At 66.2% G+C, this 17,410-nt stretch carries 12 protein-coding genes; all 12 read right to left on the reverse strand.

The features are described 5' to 3' along the window. Nucleotides 1-9: 9 nt before the first annotated feature. Nucleotides 10-888 carry a rhodanese-like domain-containing protein gene (locus tag AAFF27_14465; GenBank protein XAH21233.1) on the reverse strand — a complete coding sequence of 293 codons (879 nt, stop codon included), beginning with the start codon at nt 886-888 and terminating at the stop codon, nt 10-12. A 61-nt stretch (nt 889-949) separates the two neighbouring features. Further along, on the reverse strand, nt 950-5,464 hold the full coding sequence (locus AAFF27_14470; protein ID XAH21234.1) for a choice-of-anchor U domain-containing protein: 4,515 nt from the start codon (nt 5,462-5,464) through the stop codon (nt 950-952). A 259-nt stretch (nt 5,465-5,723) separates the two neighbouring features. Further along, nucleotides 5,724-6,980, reverse strand: coding sequence for an efflux transporter outer membrane subunit (locus AAFF27_14475; protein ID XAH21235.1), 1,257 nt, complete (start codon nt 6,978-6,980; stop codon nt 5,724-5,726). A 92-nt stretch (nt 6,981-7,072) separates the two neighbouring features. Next, entirely contained in the window at nt 7,073-9,034 is a 1,962-nt protein-coding gene (locus AAFF27_14480; GenBank protein XAH26242.1) for a MacB family efflux pump subunit, read from the reverse strand. Continuing rightward, on the reverse strand, nt 9,028-10,233 hold the full coding sequence (locus AAFF27_14485; protein ID XAH21236.1) for an efflux RND transporter periplasmic adaptor subunit: 1,206 nt from the start codon (nt 10,231-10,233) through the stop codon (nt 9,028-9,030). Before AAFF27_14485 ends, AAFF27_14480 begins: the two co-directional genes overlap by 7 nt. Beyond that, nucleotides 10,233-10,859, reverse strand: a complete 627-nt coding sequence (locus tag AAFF27_14490) for a hypothetical protein (GenBank protein ID XAH21237.1) — start codon at nt 10,857-10,859, stop codon at nt 10,233-10,235. Before AAFF27_14490 ends, AAFF27_14485 begins: the two co-directional genes overlap by 1 nt. A gap of 31 nt (nt 10,860-10,890) precedes the next feature. Further along, complete coding sequence (locus AAFF27_14495; GenBank protein XAH21238.1) at nt 10,891-11,253, reverse strand: DUF3325 domain-containing protein; 363 nt, start codon at nt 11,251-11,253, stop codon at nt 10,891-10,893. Then, entirely contained in the window at nt 11,250-12,914 is a 1,665-nt protein-coding gene (locus tag AAFF27_14500; GenBank protein XAH26243.1) for a PepSY-associated TM helix domain-containing protein, read from the reverse strand. The genes AAFF27_14495 and AAFF27_14500 overlap by 4 nt, the downstream gene beginning before the upstream one ends. A gap of 35 nt (nt 12,915-12,949) precedes the next feature. Beyond that, on the reverse strand, nt 12,950-13,243 hold the full coding sequence (locus tag AAFF27_14505; GenBank protein ID XAH21239.1) for a hypothetical protein: 294 nt from the start codon (nt 13,241-13,243) through the stop codon (nt 12,950-12,952). A gap of 91 nt (nt 13,244-13,334) precedes the next feature. Continuing rightward, the gene (gene fhuE / locus AAFF27_14510; GenBank protein ID XAH21240.1) at nt 13,335-15,770 is read right to left on the reverse strand and encodes a ferric-rhodotorulic acid/ferric-coprogen receptor FhuE; all 2,436 of its coding nucleotides are present in this window, start codon (nt 15,768-15,770) and stop codon (nt 13,335-13,337) included. Nucleotides 15,771-15,862: 92 nt separating this feature from the next. Next, nucleotides 15,863-16,846 (reverse strand): FecR family protein, encoded by a 984-nt coding sequence (locus AAFF27_14515; GenBank protein XAH21241.1) that lies wholly within the window; start codon nt 16,844-16,846, stop codon nt 15,863-15,865. 5 nt (nt 16,847-16,851) lie between these two features. Continuing rightward, on the reverse strand, nt 16,852-17,355 hold the full coding sequence (locus AAFF27_14520) for a sigma-70 family RNA polymerase sigma factor (protein XAH21242.1): 504 nt from the start codon (nt 17,353-17,355) through the stop codon (nt 16,852-16,854). Nucleotides 17,356-17,410 lie beyond the last annotated feature (55 nt).

Raw genomic sequence — 17,410 nt, forward strand, 5'->3', positions numbered from 1 at the left:
AGCACACCATCAATTGATTCCGCAGGGCTTTACGACGCCGCGATTGGAATAGGCAAGCACCCCGCTCCATTGAGAAACATACTCTCGATAGGATGTCAACCCGCCTTTCACAAATATCACATCGACCTCATTTCTAATAAATTCACGCCTCAGCACATCAATCATCTCGGCATTGCGGGTGACAATTAAAAATCTCTTTGAACGCCCGTCATTAAGAGACTTCTTGCCCCGCCCATGCTTAGCAAGCATCGACTCCAACCAATACTTCCCTTTACCCGCCATCACCTCACCCATCGAAAAGGATTTCGTGATTTCAAGAGGCAACAGTTTGGTTTCGTCATCGCCGAGTCCGACAGTCACCAAGGCCCAGTGGCCCTTCATGCCGCCAGCGATGAACTCCTCGGGCGTCATCTCATCCAACGGCCCCAGCGAAGACCCCGAAATGGAGCGCCCCGCTTGAGCCCAGGCACGGGCTCCGCCGGCAAGTGCATGCACGCTCGAGAACCCCGCCAAACGCAATGAGCGGCAGGCCTGCATGGCTTCGTTTTCGTCAAAGGCGCCGCCGACAAGCACTACGCGCTCTTCACGCAAGAAGTCTTTGCTTGCAAGCTCGTGAGCAGGGATCTGCAAGGCTCCATGGAGTGCACTGGCCTTTGCTTTCTCCGCCGACCGGATATCAATCCAGAACATGGCGCCCGCCTTTTCCATGCGCGCGGCGTCAATTTCGTCAATCCAGCAACTGGCATCCATCGCTGCGTTCGACATGCTCCGCGTGCCCCCATGAAATGCAACCGCGGGTTCAGGCAAGGCCCGGGCTTCTTCTTCGGCGCGAGAACAGGTTGCCGGCGCCAGCACTGGCTCGTTCGCGTGCGCGGACAGCAGCAACATGCCACTCAAGGTCAGCAAGACTGCGCGCGATGAGCGCCGTAGGTTGTGGGCAGGCATATGACTAGGCGCCATGAGCAACACACCGAGTACGCCGCAGATAGGCAGCGCCAAGCCCTAGCAAAAGCAGTGACAGCACCGCCAGGAATGCAGGCCGCAACCCAGGCACGGGCGTAATAGCCCCGGCCACCGCCGCCTGAACTACGGGCCCGCCTGGATCGTGGATGGTGCCGTCTGCGACCAGGTCATCGTCCCCCAGGCCACCGTCCTGCACGGTGTAGGTCACGGTATTGCCCTGGATGCGCAGATTGTTCGGCACGTACCAAACCTTGCGGGACAACCCGGTTTCAGGGGTTGGTCCGTATTTCAGGTATCCAGTAATGCCGCGCAGGTTGGGCCAGGTAGTGCTCACCGTGACAACGCTGCCGGGAATGCAGCCGTTGAGCTCGAACTCGAACACGCCGTGCGGCAACAGTACGTTCTGCAGGATGGGCAGCACACCATCAGCAGGCGCCAACCTGGTTCCCGCAGGATTGAAGGCGCACGTAGGGCCACCGCCCGAGGTGGTCGCGCTCACCACACCAGTGCCTGTAGCGCTTACCCCCGCAAAGTTGCTGCTTCCGGCGCCAGCGGCCACGTTGCCAAGGGCAAAGCTCGCTGGCGTTGCAGCATTCTCAACAGAGGCTGTGACGACAAAGGTGCCCACCAGGCTATTGGCCATCGGCACGGGCGAAGTCGCGACGCCATCCAGGCCCGACAGAACTTGCGCCGAGTTCGAGCCACCGCTGAAATTGGCCGAGGCACCGGCCGAAGGCGCAGTAAACCGAACCGATATGCCCGTCAGCGGCAGGCCGCCTGCATCTGTCACCCGCACCTGCAGCGCCTGGGCAAATGCCGTTGTCACAACCGTGCTCTGCCCCCCGCCACCGACAGCAGTGAGTACCCGGACCGTTGCCTGCGCTGTGGCATTGGTCAGGGAGAAGGCTGCGGGGCTCGCAATGCCCGCCACGGTTGCAAGCCCCTGGTAGCTGCCCGCAACGTTGTTCGCCGCCAGGGCCGGGAATGTGGCAACGCCATCCGCAGCGGTCAATGCAGTGGCAGCATGAGTCTGGTTGGCAAACACGGCGCTTGCACCACTGGCCGGCATCGACAGATTGACATTGATGCCAGCCAGCGGGCGCCCTGCCGCATCCATGACCTTGGCCTGAAGTGCCTGAGCGAATGCCTGCCCTACCTGCACGGTCTGCGGCGTGCCGCCCACGGCAATGAGGCTGGCCGGCACGCCATCCGTGGGTGGCTGCTGCCATTGCATTGCGGCCAACGCGATCCAACGCGCGACGTCGAGCCGGCTCGCGTCGACAAGCTCTGCGGGCAATTGGCGCAAGGCCTTGTCCACCGCGATCAGTTGCTGGATCACCGTTTCGTACTGCGATGTGCCATGGGCGGATTGCGCCATTGCCGCAGCTGTGCGTGCTTGCGCAAGCAACTCGGCTTGTGCTGCATCAGCCGCCGGCAGCACTGCAAGATTGGTTGCCACGCGCGGTACAAGGACATCGGCACCCAACAGACTGAAGCCTTGGGCAAGACTGCTAACGACACTGCCGTCGGATGCATTCAGGGTTTCAGTCTGAATGGTGGCAGTACCTGAAACCTTCGGCAGTTCTGCGAGCCAATGCACGGCCTTCTCCTCCCCCGCCGGTAGCGACAAGTCCCAGCTCAGTTGCTGAACCGAGGCCATGCTTGGTATCGGCGTGGCGGCGCTCCAGGACATGCCGGTAGGCAGCATGCTTACAAGCTTTGCCTGCACCGGGGCCGTGTCGCCGTTCTCGATCACTGTCCGGATACGCGCACGGCTCCCGGCCAGTGCCGGATTGGCAACGGCGGGCGTAGCCTGCTCCAAGTGCAGCCTCAAGAAGGCCGCCAGCGTGGGGTCCGCCGTCGTCGTATGCAAATTGGCCAGCAGATCGAAGCCAAATACCAGGGCTCGACCTTCGCCGTAGGTTCCTGCAGCGATGGCACTCTCACCCGTAGCGAAATGTGCGAGCGCTTGTGCGCCCGCGAGTTGCAATGGCCACGCTTCACCAGCAACCGCGATGGGTGTGCCAGTACCGTCCAGTGTCACGGAGGTTCCGGATGCAGAGGCAGCGGCGGCGGCGGCAAAGCTGCCGCCCCATGCGTCCGCCAGATCTGCCAGCGAGGGATCAGGCGCCCCGTCGAGAAGCAGCACAGTGCCATGTCGCAATGCGGCACGCACCTCCTCCAACAGCTGAGGAGTTAGCTTGCGAGCGCCGGCACTGATCCAGATGCCATTGTGAAAACCTGAGCGCAAGGCTGCCCGGAAATCAGTCCCCCCTGTGACGATCTGCGTGGAATAACCCTCGCTCTCCAAGTAGGCCTTGGCAAAATCTGCCTTGGCCGTGACGCATGCGACGTCTTCACCATCCGGTTGGGTCGCGTCGGGGCAGGAGGCCAGCAACAACAGGCGCAGGTCCTTGGGCAAGGTTTGCTCCACCCTAAGCTTGGTGTCGGCGTCTGGCTCCAGCACGATAGAGGCTGTGTTGTTCTGAGGAACAAGATCTGCCGTTCTGCTCCCTATGGCTGCCGTGAGAGTGACGGCCTGAGCCAGTTCGCTCGCGGTGGTGGTCAGTGACAGGGTTGCCGTCTGGCCTGTGGCCAAGGTGCCAATACGCCAAGTCCCGGCGTCGTAGGTTCCCACGCCCGTTTGGCTCGCTTGCAGCATCAGGCCTGCGGGTAGGGCCGCCGTCACCGACACGTCGGCAGCCGCGTCCGGGCCGAGGTTGGCGGCAGTGAGCGTAAGAGCGACGCTGCCGCCCTTGCGCAACTTTGTCGGATTGGCCTCAAGTCGTATGGAGAGGTCTGCCTTCTCCGTCGTCGTGGTAGTGCTTGCGCGCTTGGCAAACAAGATGCCACTTGCGACGGTGCCCGCCGTCACGGCAACATCGGCAATCTGGCCAGGTGACGAAGTACCGCCAGAGGAGCCGGCCAACGCCACACCATCGACCAAGCCTGACTGCGGTGCTGCTTGCAGCGAATATCGGCCACGACTCAGTCCCGCGAAGCTGAAACCGCCCTGCGCGTCAGTGAACGCCGTGACTGATACCGAAACGCCGCTTTGGTCTTCGCCCTTGAGCGCAATGCCGACCAGGCCAATGCCTGGCTCGCCTGCATCCCGCAAGCCGTTGGCATTGAGGTCGTTGTAGACAGCACCCGCAATCGAGCCTGTGGAGCCTTCCCCAAAAGCAAACGAGTAGCTGCCCGTGGAATTGGCATCGAAAAGATTGAGGAAATACGACCAGCTCAGGTCCTGGTTCTGGGTTTTGGAGAGCCAGACGTTCTCAGGGGCCATGAGCTTGCCATCAGAACGCAGCACGCGAGTAGGCTCCCTGCTTCCACTCGACGGATCCGGCACCCGCACATAGACGAAGCCCGGGGCGGCGTTGAAGCTCAGGGAGGAGGTGGATCCAGAGGTCTGCAGTCTGGCCGTAGCGGACTGGTCAGAGACGGTGGTGTCAGGCCCGTCCGATTCATAGACACGCAGGACATCCGCATCCTTGGCCAAAAAGTCGCGTACGTTGTCACGCCCGGGCAGGTCCACCTTGACGTCATGGACCAGCGTATGGGTCACGACCTCTTGAATCAGCGAGGTAACCGCCCCACCCAAACTATCAGCGTGCGAATAATTGGCATCGAAGGCCACAAAGCGACCAGACAGGGTCGTGACCATGCTCCAGCGGCCCATCTGCGATGTGGCCGGTGCAATGTCACCAAAGTCCAGGAGCAGACTCTTGCCCACAGGCTTGTCCGCCACGTAACCACCAAGAATCTGGAAACCGATCAACAAGCCTTGCTTGTTTTCGACGATCTTGGGCTGGGCGGATTCAATCGAGGTCTTGTAGGACGTTCCGCCACCGATATTCTTGATGCGCACGCCCAGCGTGAAGGGCACGGGAGGTTCGACTGCCGAGGTGAAAGGATCGTCGGCATAAACCTCAGCCGGCAAAAAGTAGTCCAGCTTGAGCAAGGGCTGGGGGCGCACCACGATGTAGTCAGGAGTGACGTCCACCGTGCTTGTCAGGCCGTTCAGTGTGTAAGTGACCCTGGCGCCGACGTAGTACAGCTTGCCTTTGCTGTCGGTGCCACCTGTGCCGGCCGCCGGGATGATCAGCCAATGAATATCAGCTGCAGTCTTTGAGGCAATCGTGCTCCGCCCGTCGATCGAATCGATGCCTGAAAGGCTGTCAGTGCGGAAGAAAAAACTTGCCCCTGTGGCATTGGGGTCAGTAGTGGCGACAACCGCCTGCTCAGCTTGGTCAAGGAAGTACAGCTCAACGCCCACGTTCTGTAGCGCCGAGCCATCCAAGCCATTGGTGATGACCATATGCGCATCGAAGGCCTGGCGCTCAAGCGAGAGCTTTTGCTCAATGACGATCTTGACTTCGGCGCAGTCGGCGTCCTGCGCAACCGCAAGGCCAAAGAAGCTCGGTCCTGCGCACAGCAAGACAAGCAATATGAAACGCGCCCAGGCAGCCGCAAAGGCACCCCGTTCGTAAACGCCCATCCCCCCTCCCGTTTTTTCTTTGCTGCGCTGGTGAGAATCACAAAACGCAAACAAATGTTAACGGAAAGTACCAAAAGAGTCATTAAGTAACAGTAGTAACGCGCGAATTACGCCCAATTTTTCACGCTCAGCCGTCTTTCCACATGAGCGTCTGGCAGGACTTGGTCGATAGCTACCAACCTGTCGGGCACGCATTCCTTCTCCTTCAGCTCGGTCCTTGATGGCTTCGTCGTGCAGCACTTTCAATGGGCCTGAGTAGTCATGAGATCTTCGCGACCTGCCGCCACCCGCCCCCAAAGGCCCGATACACCCCCACGCTGGCCTGCAGGCGTTCCAGCCGTAGCTGCACCGCTGCCTCTTGCGCGGCATACAGGGTGCGCTGCACATCGAGCAGGGTCAGCAGGGTTTCGGCGCCGGCGCGGTAGCGGGACTCGGCCAGGGTAAAGGCGCGCTCGGCCTGGGTGTGTTCTTCGGTCTGGGCCGCGATCTGGGCGTCTAGTGCGCCAACGGCGTTGAGGGCGACTTCTGCGTCGCCGAAGGCGGCCACGATGGACTGTTGGTAGTTGGCCAGCAGTTCCTCACGCTGCGCCTGCGCCAGGTCGCGGCCGGCTGCCAGGCGGCCGGCGTTGAAGATGGGCACGGTCAGGCCCGCAGCCAGGCTTGCCAGCGGGTTGTCGGCAAGGGTGCGCAGGCGGTCGCTGCCCAGGCCGATGCCGGCCGTGAGCGACAGGCTGGGCAGCATGGCGGCGCGGGCGGCGGCGATGTTGGCGTTGGCGGCGGCCAGCGCGGCTTCGGCCCGGGCGATGTCGGGGCGGCGCGTGAGCAGTTGCGACGGCAGGCCTGCGTCCCACACGGGCAGGCGCAGCGTGGCCAGGCTGGCCGGCCCGGGCGCTGCACCGGGCACCGGGCCACCCAGCAACACGGCCAAGGCGGTGCGGGCGTCGCCGGCCTGTTGGCGCAGCGCGGCCAGGCTGCGCTGCTGGCCGGCCACCAGGCCGCGCTGCTGCGCCAGCTCCAGTGGGCTGGCGGCACCGGCGCGGGCGCGGGATTCGACAGCGGCCAGCAAGCGCTGCGCGCTGGCCAGGTTCTGCCCGGCGATGTCGCTGCGCTCTTGCAGCCCCACGGCCTGCAGCCACAGCGATGCGATGCCCGCCGTCACCGTAAGCCGCACGGTGTCGCGGTCGAAGGCGCTGGCGCGCAGCGATTGCAGGGCGCTGTCTTGCAGCGCGCGGTTGCGGCCCCAGAAGTCGAGCTCATAGCGGGCGCTCAGGCCAGCGCTATAGCTGCTGCCGTCCACGGCCTGGCCGCCCAGCCGTGCCTGCCTATCAGCCGCCAGGTTGCCCGCCAGTTCGGGCAGCAAGGCAGCGCCGGCGATGCGGGCCTGGGCTTGGGCCTGGCGCACGCGCGCCTGGGCGGCGGCCAGGTCAAGGCTTTGCAGTGCGCCCCGGGCCAGGAGCGCGCGCAGCTCGTCGCTGCCGAAGTCCAGGCCCTCCGCGGCAAAGGCTGACGCTTGCACGACTGGCGCAGGCGTGGCCGTCGGCGCGGCGCAGGCGCCCAACAGGGCAGCGCACAAGGCCGCCGAAAGTATCGAATACCGCATGCCCCGCCCTATTCGCTTGCCAGCGCAACGACCGGGTCGAGCCCGGCCGCCTGCTTTGCCGGCATGTAGCCAAACACCAGCCCCGTTGCCACGGCGCAGCCAAAGGCCCCCGCCATGGCCGTGAGCGAGAAGATCACCGGCACGCCCCAGCCCAGCAGCAGCAACAGGCCCAGCGCCAGGCCCAGCAGCACGCCCGCCACACCGCCGATCACCGTGACCAGCACCGACTCGGTCAGGAACTGGCGCAGGATGTCGCGCTGGCGTGCACCGGTCGCCATGCGGATGCCGATCTCGCGGGTGCGCTCGCGCACCGTCATCAGCATCACGTTCATCACGCCAATGCCGCCCACCACCAGCGACACGGCTGCGATCAAGCCCAGCATCACCGTCATGCTCTTGCGTGTGGCGACTTCGGCCTGCAGGCGCGCGCCCGCATTGCTGATGCGGAAGTCTTCGCGGCCATGGCGCGCGGTGAGCAGCTTTCTGATCGCCACCTCGGCCTCGCTCACCTGGCCCGAGGATGCGGCCTCTATCACCACGTAGTCGGGCTGCGTCTGCACCTGGTAGACCCGTGCGCGGCCGGCGCGATAGGGGATGAACACCATGTCGTCATAGCTTTGCGCGCCTGATTCCGCGCCGCGCTCGGCCATCACGCCGATCACCTCGAAGGGCGAGTTGCCAATGAGCAGTTGCTTGCCCAGCGGGTTTGGCAGGTCGGGGAAAAAATGCTGGTGCGCCTTGTGGCCCAGCACCACGAGCGGTGCCAGGTCGTGGTCTTCTGCGTCGCTGTAGTAGCGGCCAAGCGCCACGCGCCAGTGGTGCACCCTTGGCATGTCTTCGCTGGCGGCAAAGACATAGATCTGCCGGTCGGCATTGCCGTAGCGCACGGTGATCGGGTCGCCGATCACGGGCATTACGCGGCGGATCTCGGGCAGCTCGGCCACGGCGTCGAGGTCTTCCGGTGTGATCTGCCCCGGTGGCCCGCCGGTGGCCGGCGCGCTGCTGCCCATGTACAGGATGGCCGTGCCCATGCTGCCCATTTGCTCGACCACGCGCTGCCGCGCGCCCTCGCCGATGGCCAGCATCACGATGACCGAGGCCACGCCGATCACGATGCCCAGCAGCGTGAGCCCGGTGCGGGCGCGGTTCATGCGCATGCCGCGCCAGGCGGTGCGCGCGGCCTCACGCAGGTCGGCGCTAAAAGATGCACCGCCGGCATTTGCGGCATGGGCCACGTTAAGCGGCGGCAGCGTGTTGCCTGAGATGATGGCCGCGCCCTGGGCGCTGTCGCCAACAATTTCGCCGTCGCGGATCTCGATCACGCGGCGTGCCTGCGCGGCTACTTCACGGTCGTGCGTGATGAGGATCACCGTGTGGCCGGCATCGGCCAGCTCGCGCAGCAGCGCCATCACCTCGGCGCCGCTTTTGGAGTCGAGCGCGCCGGTGGGCTCGTCAGCCAGGATGATGCGGCCACCGTTCATCAACGCGCGGGCAATCGACACGCGCTGCTGCTGCCCGCCAGACAACTGATTGGGCCGGTTCTCCAGCTTGTCATGCAGGCCGAGCCGGCCCAGCAGCGCGGCGGCGCGTGTGGCGCGCTCGTGCTCGGGCATGCCGGCGTAGATGGCGGGCACCTCTACGTTCTCGCGGGCGGATTCGGTCGCTATCAGGTGATAGCCCTGAAACACAAAGCCAAAGGCCTCGCGCCGCAGCCAGGCGAGTTCGTCGGCGCCCAGCGCAGCCACGTCGTGGCCGCTGAAGTGGTAGCTGCCGTCGCTCGGCCGGTCCAGGCAGCCGAGCAGGTTCATCAGCGTCGATTTGCCCGAGCCCGAGCTGCCGACCACCGCCACAAATTCGCCCTGCTGGATGTCCAGATCAATGCCGCGCAGCACCTCGACCTGGGGCTGCCCGTTGCTGCCGCCGTAGCGCCGGCGAATGCCGCGCAGCGCGATCAAGGGCGCCGTCACCACTGGATCCACCGCATGCCGCCAGCGGGTGTCTCGCCGACGATCAGGCGCTCGCCCTCGGCCAGGCCTCCATCCACTTCAGCTACCTCCGCCAGGTGGCGGCTGCGCACGCCCACGCGCACCTGGCGCGCCGCAGGCTTGCCGTCGGCGCCCAGCACGCGGGCGCTGAAGTCGCCCGGCTGCCCCTCTACGGCGGTGAGCGCAGCCAGCGGCACGGCGATCACGCCCTTGGCCTGCGCGGCGACAAAGCCGACTTGCGCCGTCATCTGCGGCATGAGTTCGCCGTCGGTGTTGTCGACGTCGAACAGCACGGTGTAGACCACGGCCTTCGAGGCACCGGCCGCCGCACCGCCTGCAGCCTTGGCGCCCCCGCCTTCCGGCACCGGCGGCGCCGGCAATACCTGGCGTACCTTGGCCGTCCAGCGGCGCGGCGATGCGCTGTCGACACCGCCCAGCGTAGTGAAGTACACCGGCATGCCCGCCTTCACGCGGCGCACGTCGGCCTCGGACACCTCGGTCCACACCGTCATGGCCGACAGATCAGCAATGCGCAGGATGTTGGGCGTCTGGTAGGTGGCGTTGAGCGTCTGCCCCTCGCGCGCCTCGACCGAAACCACCGTGCCCGCCATGGGCGCGTAGATGCGGGTGTAGCCAAGCCGCGCCTCTTCGGCGCGCTGCGTGGCCTGGGTCTGCGCGATCTGCGCATCCAGGTGCGCAACCTTGGCGGCGGTGGAGGCCAGCGTGGCCTCTGCCGTCTGCAGGTCTTCGGCGCGCGTGGCGCCATCGGCGGCCATCTGCTTCTGGCGCGCAAGCTGCTGCTCGGCCAGCCGGTGCTGCGACTGCTGGTCGGTGCGCTGCGCGCGCAGGCCCGCAAGGGCGGCGCGGCCGGCGTCGACCGTGGCCTGCTGCACGCTGGGGTCTATCTCGACCAGCAACTGCCCCTTCTTCACCACGCTGCCCGGCTGCACCGGCAAGCGCAGGATCAAGCCCGACACCTGCGCGCCCACGTCGACATAGCTGCGCGGCTGCAGCGTGCCGATGGCGGTCACGGTGGATTCGACGTCGCCACGCGACACCGGTTGCGTCTGGTAGACGACGGACGGCCGGGCGCCCCACCACCAGATCGCGGCACCGGCTGCCAGTGCGGCCAACAGCGCAATCGCCAGCACGCGCCGGCTGCGCGCGGGTCGGGCCGCCGCCATCAGCGGGCCACCTCGAAGCTCAGCGTGGCGGTGTGGCGCACGTCCTCGTACTTCTTGCCGTCAACCGTGACCGAGCCATTCACCTTGGCCGTGACTTCCAGCACATACAGGCCAGGGAAAGGCGTGCCCAGACTGATGCTGCCATCCGCTGCCGGTGCCAACACCCGGCGCCAGCCTTCGGAGGTGTCGACGTTGACCTGGCTGGCGGCCACGACATTGCCCTTCCAGAACAACTTGAAGCTATTGCCGCCGGGCTCGGTGGGCACCAATTCCAGGTCATTGACCGCCTTGGTCTCGGTGCGGCCAAACCGTGCCTGGTAGTAGTTCAGCACGCCCTTGTCGGTCACGCGGCTGGCGACCAGCCGCAGGTCACCGGCAGCAGCCGGGGCGACCACCAAGCGCTCAGCCTCGGTCGTCAGCGGCAAGTCCTGGCCATCGGCCAGGAAGGCGCGCGGCGCTGCCACGCTGGCTGCCGGCTGGGGCGCCTTGCCAAGCGCACCGACATGGGCACTGGCAGCGCCGCTGGCATCGCGGGCCAGCCAGACATAGTCGGCATGGGCAGCGCAGGCCAGGGACAGAACGGCCGCGGCGAACGACAGGGAACGAAGGCGAAGGGTCACGGACATAGGCTTCATGGACAAGAAAATCTCGGGGTCATCAGATGGGATACAGCGCCAGCGAGAACGCCAGGCCACCGAGGCCAGCCACGGCAGAGAACGCCGCAGCCACCGCAGCAGCGCGCGGAAGGTAGGGAAGCAGCAGCGCCAGCGGCAGCGCGCCGGCAGAAAGAAAACCCAGCCACGCCACCACGCCCACGCTGCCGCCCCAGGCCAGCACGCAGGGAATGAGCGAAGCCGCCAGCAGCACAACGCCCGCCCCGCGCAGCAGCAGGCAATGCCGGCGCGGCGCTTCACGCGACTGCGTGAGCTGCTCGTAGTGGCGGCCCATGGCAAAGCCCAGCCCGCCCATGCCGGAGAAGGCCAGCGCAAGTGCCAGTAGTGATGCGTGCAGCGTCGTCATGGCGAGGACTCCGCCGTGATCGATGCTCGCGGCGAACGACGCAGCGCGGCACCATGCCTGCCACGCCGCCCAAGAGAACGCAAAGCGCACGCCGCCGCCATGCCAAAGGCAAGCGACACCAGCTCGACGCCCATGCTTTCCCAATCGCCACGCCGCCACTGGGCGGCCAGGTGGTCACCGATGCTCACGAAGTTAAGCAGCGGCAGCAGCAGGCACAGGCCCGCCAAAAGACCCAGTTGCTCACGCCAGGCTTTTGCCGGCGGCCGCAGCAAGGCATGCGCCAGCGCCAACAGCCACAGGCCGAAGAACACGCGCAGTTCCCAGCCGGCGCGCTGGTCGATGCCCAGCGGCACCAGCCGGTTCGCCCAGAGGTAGCCGATGCACGCAATGGCCAGCCCCGCGATGGCCGCGACGTTCAGCGCCTCGATGAGCCGGTAGACGCGCGCGGTGGCGCCGCCAAATTCACCCAAATGCTTGCTGCGGCGCTTGACCATGAACAGGATCGCGCCCGTGGCCATCATTGCGGCGCCGGCCAGCCCGCACAAAAAGTAAAGCCACTTCACGGCCCAGCCACCAAAGGTCGCCATGTGCAGCCCGCCCATCGCAGACTGCGCCAGCGCCGCGGTGCCGCCGTCTGCAGCGCCCGGCTGGCGCACCCGCAGCACCTCGCCCGTCGCCGCAGAGAACGACGCCATGCCGGTGGTCGGGCTCAGGCGTTGCAGGGCGCCGGCCTCGTCGTTCCAGCCATAGATGCCTATGCGCGCCGCAGCGTCGCCGGGATGGTCTATCACCACCGCCCGCACCGGCTGCCCCATCAGCGCCTGGCCGCGCGCGGCAAAGGGCTCCAGGTCAGGCACGGGCATCGCGTGCCCGCTGCGCGTGGGATTGCCACCGCCCAGGTCGGCGATGAACTGCTGCTGCGCGGCCTTGTCGGCGCCGTAGTGGACCAGCTTGGCCGCAGGCATGAAGGTCATGCCGGAGATCACGATGCCGGTGTAGGCAATCATCAATTGAAAAGGCAGCGTCAGCACCGCCACCGCGTTGTGGGCGTCCAGCCAACTGCGCTGGCCCTTGCCAGGCCGGAAGGTGAAAAAATCTTTGAAGATGCGCTTGTGCGTGATCACGCCCGACACCAGCGCCACCAGCATGGCCAGCGCGGCGATCCCGACGATCCACAGGCCGACGCTGCCCGCGTGCAGCTCGTAGTGGAAGTCGACAAAGTGGTGGCCGGCCTGCGTGCCGCGCACCGCCGGGCCTGCAGCGCCAACGATGGGTGCCCCGGTGGCCGGATCGAGCTTGGCTGCGACGTACTGCTGCTTCTCGTTGAACCAGTACACCGTGAGATCGCCGCCGCCCTGCGCATCGGACGGCCACAGCTCCCACATCTGCGCGGCCGGATGGTGCTCGGCCATGTAGGCCATGCCCCAGGCCAGGCGCTGGGCACGGTCTACACCCGCAGTCGCCGGCGGCGCTGACGCAGCGGCGGCCTCCTCGGCGTGGTGCTCAGGCGTCATCCAGTGCGAGATCGGCTCGTCGAAGACGGCCAGAGTGCCCGTAAGAAACACCGCAAACAGCAGCCACGAGAACCACAGGCCGCACCAGGTGTGCAGCCAGGCCTGCGCCTGGCGGAAGCTGCCCTGCCCCGGGCCGCTGGCAGACATCACGGCCTTGTGCAGGGCTTTGTTCCTGGAGCTGGTCATGTCAGCTTTCCAAACAGCCAGCCCAGCGCCGCAAGGGTGGCGGCGGGCATGGCCAGGCCAGCCCAGACGCGTGCCAGCCGCACCGGCGAAAAGGCCCAGATCACGGCGGCCACGTGGACGACAAAGCTGAGCTGCACGCCAGCCAGCACGGCATCAGCGTGGCCGCCCGGCAGCAGGGCGCCGGCAAACACGGCGACCGCCGCCGCCAGCGCGTAGCCGCCAAGGACGGCTGCCGCGAGCCGCGACAGCAAAAGCAGGCCCGGACGGGCGGTGGGATAGGCAGTGGTCATCGGGCATCGTTGGTCATGGGGTGAAAGACAGGGAACTGCGCCCCCTTACCTTCTATGACCAACGAGCCCGAAAAAAGGGCCACCTCCGGCGTCAGAACTTGTAATTCAAGGCTACCTGGGCATTGCGCGGCGCACCGAACTGGCCCTGCCCGCTGATGTTGGCGTAGTGCTTCTTGTCCAGCAGGTTGTTCAGGTTGGCCTGCAGCGACAGTTGCGGGCTGAAGGCGTAGCGCGCCATCAGGTTGACGATGCCAAAGGCCTTTTGCTCGTACACCGTGTCGCCCGCGCTGGTGGACAGCGGGTAGTAGGTGCGGTTCTGCCAGTTGAAGCCGCCGCCCAGCGTGAGCCGCTGCCAGTCGCCCCGCAGGCGGTAGGTGCTGAACAACTGCAGCTGGGTCCGCGGGGCCCAGCTGTTGATGGCACTGCCGTCAACGTCGGTGGCAATGGTGCGCGCCAGGCCGGCCGACAGGCTCCAGCCACGTGCCAGCTCGCCCGACACCTGGGCCTCGAAGCCCTTGCTGGTCACGCCCTTGGCGCCGTAGTAGGCGAAGTTGCTGGTGCCCGGCACCACATTGCCGGTGTCCTGCTGCGCCACGTTGTCCTGCTGAATGCGAAACACCGAGAAGGAGGTGTTGACGCGGCCATCCAGGTGCTCGCCCTTGATGCCGGCCTCGTAGCTCTTGCCGGTTACCGGGTCCAGGTAGGCGCCATTGCGGTCCTGGTAGTTCTGCGGCTGGAAGATCTCTGTGTAGCTGGCATAGGCCGAGTAGCTGTCGTTGATGTCATACACCAGCCCGGCATAGGGCGTGAACACATCGTGCTTGCGCGTCTCGCTCAGGCCTTGCACCTTCCAGCTGCTCTGGCGCCCACCAATGATCAGCTTGAGCGGGTCTGCCAGCGACAGGCGTATCGCACCGTACAGGCCGTCTTGCCGGGTGTGATCCAGGCCGTGGGTGGCCAGCGGCCCCCAGGCCGGCTCGGCATAGGAGCCATCCCACTGGTAGAAATTGCCGGTGCCCTGCAGTGCGCTGGTGCGCGCATGGCCGGCCTTGACTTCGCGTGCGCGGCTGCTGCTCAGGCCCACCACCGCCTCGTGCTTGCGCCCCAGCAGCTCGAACGGCCCGGTCGCCTGCAGGTCAGCACTGTTTTGCTGAAAGCTGTACTCGGAATAGTTGGGCAAGGCGACCAGGCCAGCGCCGGTGCTGCGGTTGATCTGGCCGTAGAGGTAGAGCAGCTTGGCGTCGTAATCGCTCTCGCGGTGCGAGAAGTTGGCCTTGAGCTTCCAGCCGCTGTCGAAGCGATGCTCCAGGTTGGCAAACTGGGTGCGGTTGGTACTGCTCCAGCGGGTCCAGCGGGCTGCGGTGGTCTTCGAGACGTCCCAGTCCGTAGGGGTGCCGTCGCTGAACACCAGGGGCAAGCCGCCCCAGGTCGAGCCAGTGGGCCGGTTGGCCTGGTAGTCCGCACCCACGCGCAGGGTGGTGGCGGGCGTCAGGTCGGCGTCGATGACACCGTAGAGCACATGTTTGCGGGTGTGGTACAGGTCCACATGCGAGTCGCGCTCTTCTGTCATCGCGGCAAACCGGCCCCGGATGCGCCCGTCTGCGGTCAGCGGCGTCGACAGGTCGACCGATGCACGGCGCTGGCTCCAGGACCCGATGCCGACCGATGCATTGCCCGTGAACACCTTGCTGTCAGCGTGCTTGCGCACCAGGTTGATAGCCGCCGAAGGGTTGCCCGCGCCGGTCAGCAGCCCGGTCGCTCCGCGCACCACCTCGATACGGTCATAAATGGTCGTGTCGTTGGTTGACTCGCCGTAAAACGACAGGCCGAGCGAGGTCGGCACGCCGTCGTACTGCAGGTTGTCGACATAGAAGCCGCGCGAATAGAAGTCGGCACGGTCGCTGTCGGAGCTGGCCACATACACGCCAGTCACGCTCCTGAGCGCATCGTTCAGCGACACCAGGTTCTGGTCGTCGATCTGCTGGCGCGTCAGCACACTGACGGACTGCGGCGTGTCGCGCAATGACAAGGCCAGCCCCGTGGCCGCCGCCGTGGCCGGCGTGGTGTAGGAGCCTGTGCCTTCGGTTGTGCCGTTGCGCTCGGCCTGCGCCGTAACCGTCACCGCAGACAAGGCCTGGGCATCGCCCTGCACTTCAGCCGGGCGCCGGCTCAGGGTGTAGCTGCCATCAGACCGGGCCGTGAGCTGCAGGCCGCTGCCTGCCAGCAAGCGCGTGATGGCCTCGCGTGCGGTGTAGTGGCCCGACAGCGGCGGGCTGGTCATGCCTTCCGTCAGTGCCGGGTCAAAAGACAGCGCGACGCCATTGCTGGCGGCAAAGCCCGACAGCGTGCGGCCCAGCGGCCCGGCCGCCAGCGCATACGGCCTGGCCGCAAGCGCATCCAGCGATACGGCGTCTGCCGCCCATGCCGGGGCGGCGCCCAGGGCCAGGGCCAGCAAGGCGTGGTGAACGGCGTGGCTCAGGCGCCGCTTGGCAAGAGGTGGCACGGCGCGCGGACGAAATACGGACATGGAAAGCAGGCCTTTCGGTAGCAGAGAGAGTGAGTTCTTCACCCTCCTTGCCAGCCGAAACGCAAAAAAGTCTCACCCCTCGCGCAAATTCTTTAGCGGGCCACCAGCGTGACCCAGTAACCGCGCAACCGCGTGACCGCCTCCACCGGATAGGTCGACACCAGCATGCGCAGCACGCGCTCGGTGTCGTCGGTGGGGAAGGCCCCCGAGACCTGCAGCCCCGCCACCGCCGGATCGCAATACAGCGCGCCGCGCCGGTAGCGCGACAGCTCGGCCACGAAATCGGCCAGGCGCATCTTGTCCGCCAGCAGCATGCCGTGGGTCCAGGCGATGGCCGTCTCGTCGGCATCCAGGAATGCGCCGATGCCGCCCGCCGTGAACGAGGTCTGCTGCCCGGCCGGCAGCACCTGTGGTGCCACCACGCCGCCCGCGGGCGAGATGCGCACCGCGCCCTGCAGCACGGCGATATGCGTGCGTCCGTCCTCCTCGCGCACGCTGAAGCGCGTGCCCAGCGCCTGCATTACGCCGGCCGCTGTCGCCACGCGGAAGGGCCGCTGCTGGCCTGACGCATCCGGGGCCGTCTCCACCAGGATCTCGCCCGCGCGCAAGAACACCAGGCGCTGTGTGCCGTCAAAACGCAGATCAATGGCGCTGCCGGTATTGAGCGCAAGACGGCTGCCGTCGGCCAGTTGCAGGTCACGCCGCTCGCCGGTGGCGGTACGGTGGTCGGCCGTCCAGCCCTGCTGCTCGGCCAGGCGCCACGCGGCCCAGCCGGCAGGCGCCGCGGCCAGCAGCGCGGCCAGCTTGGCCACGGCGGCGCGGCGGCCCACCTGGGCCGGCCGGCCCAGCGCGGGCATGGCGAGCGATGCCGGCAGGCCGCCCAGCTTGTTCACCAGCAGCTCGGCACGCGCCCAGGCGCGTGCATGCTCGGGGCTGCTTTGGCGCCAGCGCTCGCAGGCCTGGCGGTCTTCATCTGTGGCGGTACTGTCGTGCAGCCGTACCAGCCAGTCGGCCGCCTCGTCGAGGATGCGCGGGTCGAGCGGCGCAGCGCGCACCGGCAGGAAAGACGCTGACATCGCACTCAGTCCATCAAGGCCAGGCAGCCACGGAAGCCCTGCTGCATGTAGCGCTTGACGCTGGTGAGCGACACGCCGATCTGCTGCGCGATGTCCTCGTACTTCATGCCCTCGATCTGCGACAGCAGGAAGGCGCGCTTGGCCTGCGGCTGCAGCGCATCCAGCATGGCATCGACCTCGTGCAAGGTCTCGAGAATGATCAGTTGCTGCTCGGGCGACGGCGCCAGATCCTCGGGCAGCACCGCCAGGGCCTCCAGATAGGCCCGCTCCAGCGCCTGGCGCTGGTACCAGTTGACGAGTACGTTCTTGGCGATGCTGGTCAGGTAGGCGCGCGGCTGCGCGATGGCCTCTGGCGGGCTCGCACGCAGCAGGCGCACAAAGGTGTCCTGCGCCAGGTCCGCCGCATCAAAGGTATTGCCCAGCTTTTTGCGCAGCCAGCCCTGCAGCCAGCCGTGGTGGTCGGTGTAGAGCGTGTGGACTTGCTGAAAGGCGGGATCGGCGGTGGACATGGCTGGCAGTGCACGACCAGCTGCGGTCGTCCATTAAACAAGAATAGTTCTCATT

It is taken from the genome of Xylophilus sp. GW821-FHT01B05, assembly GCA_038961845.1.
Taxonomy (GTDB): Bacteria; Pseudomonadota; Gammaproteobacteria; order Burkholderiales; family Burkholderiaceae_C; genus Xylophilus.

Excerpts from the sequence above, each read along its gene's own strand:
- AAFF27_14465 (XAH21233.1), bottom strand. The coding sequence starts at position 888 with ATGTTGCTGCTGTCCGCGCACGCGAACGAGCCAGTGCTGGCGCCGGCA.
- AAFF27_14470 (XAH21234.1), bottom strand. The coding sequence starts at position 5,464 with ATGGGCGTTTACGAACGGGGTGCCTTTGCGGCTGCCTGGGCGCGTTTC.
- AAFF27_14485 (XAH21236.1), bottom strand. The coding sequence starts at position 10,233 with ATGGCGGCGGCCCGACCCGCGCGCAGCCGGCGCGTGCTGGCGATTGCG.
- AAFF27_14490 (XAH21237.1), bottom strand. The coding sequence starts at position 10,859 with ATGTCCGTGACCCTTCGCCTTCGTTCCCTGTCGTTCGCCGCGGCCGTT.
- AAFF27_14495 (XAH21238.1), bottom strand. The coding sequence starts at position 11,253 with ATGACGACGCTGCACGCATCACTACTGGCACTTGCGCTGGCCTTCTCC.
- AAFF27_14500 (XAH26243.1), bottom strand. The coding sequence starts at position 12,914 with ATGTCTGCCAGCGGCCCGGGGCAGGGCAGCTTCCGCCAGGCGCAGGCC.
- AAFF27_14505 (XAH21239.1), bottom strand. The coding sequence starts at position 13,243 with ATGACCACTGCCTATCCCACCGCCCGTCCGGGCCTGCTTTTGCTGTCG.
- fhuE (XAH21240.1), bottom strand. The coding sequence starts at position 15,770 with ATGTCCGTATTTCGTCCGCGCGCCGTGCCACCTCTTGCCAAGCGGCGC.
- AAFF27_14515 (XAH21241.1), bottom strand. The coding sequence starts at position 16,846 with ATGTCAGCGTCTTTCCTGCCGGTGCGCGCTGCGCCGCTCGACCCGCGC.
- AAFF27_14520 (XAH21242.1), bottom strand. The coding sequence starts at position 17,355 with ATGTCCACCGCCGATCCCGCCTTTCAGCAAGTCCACACGCTCTACACC.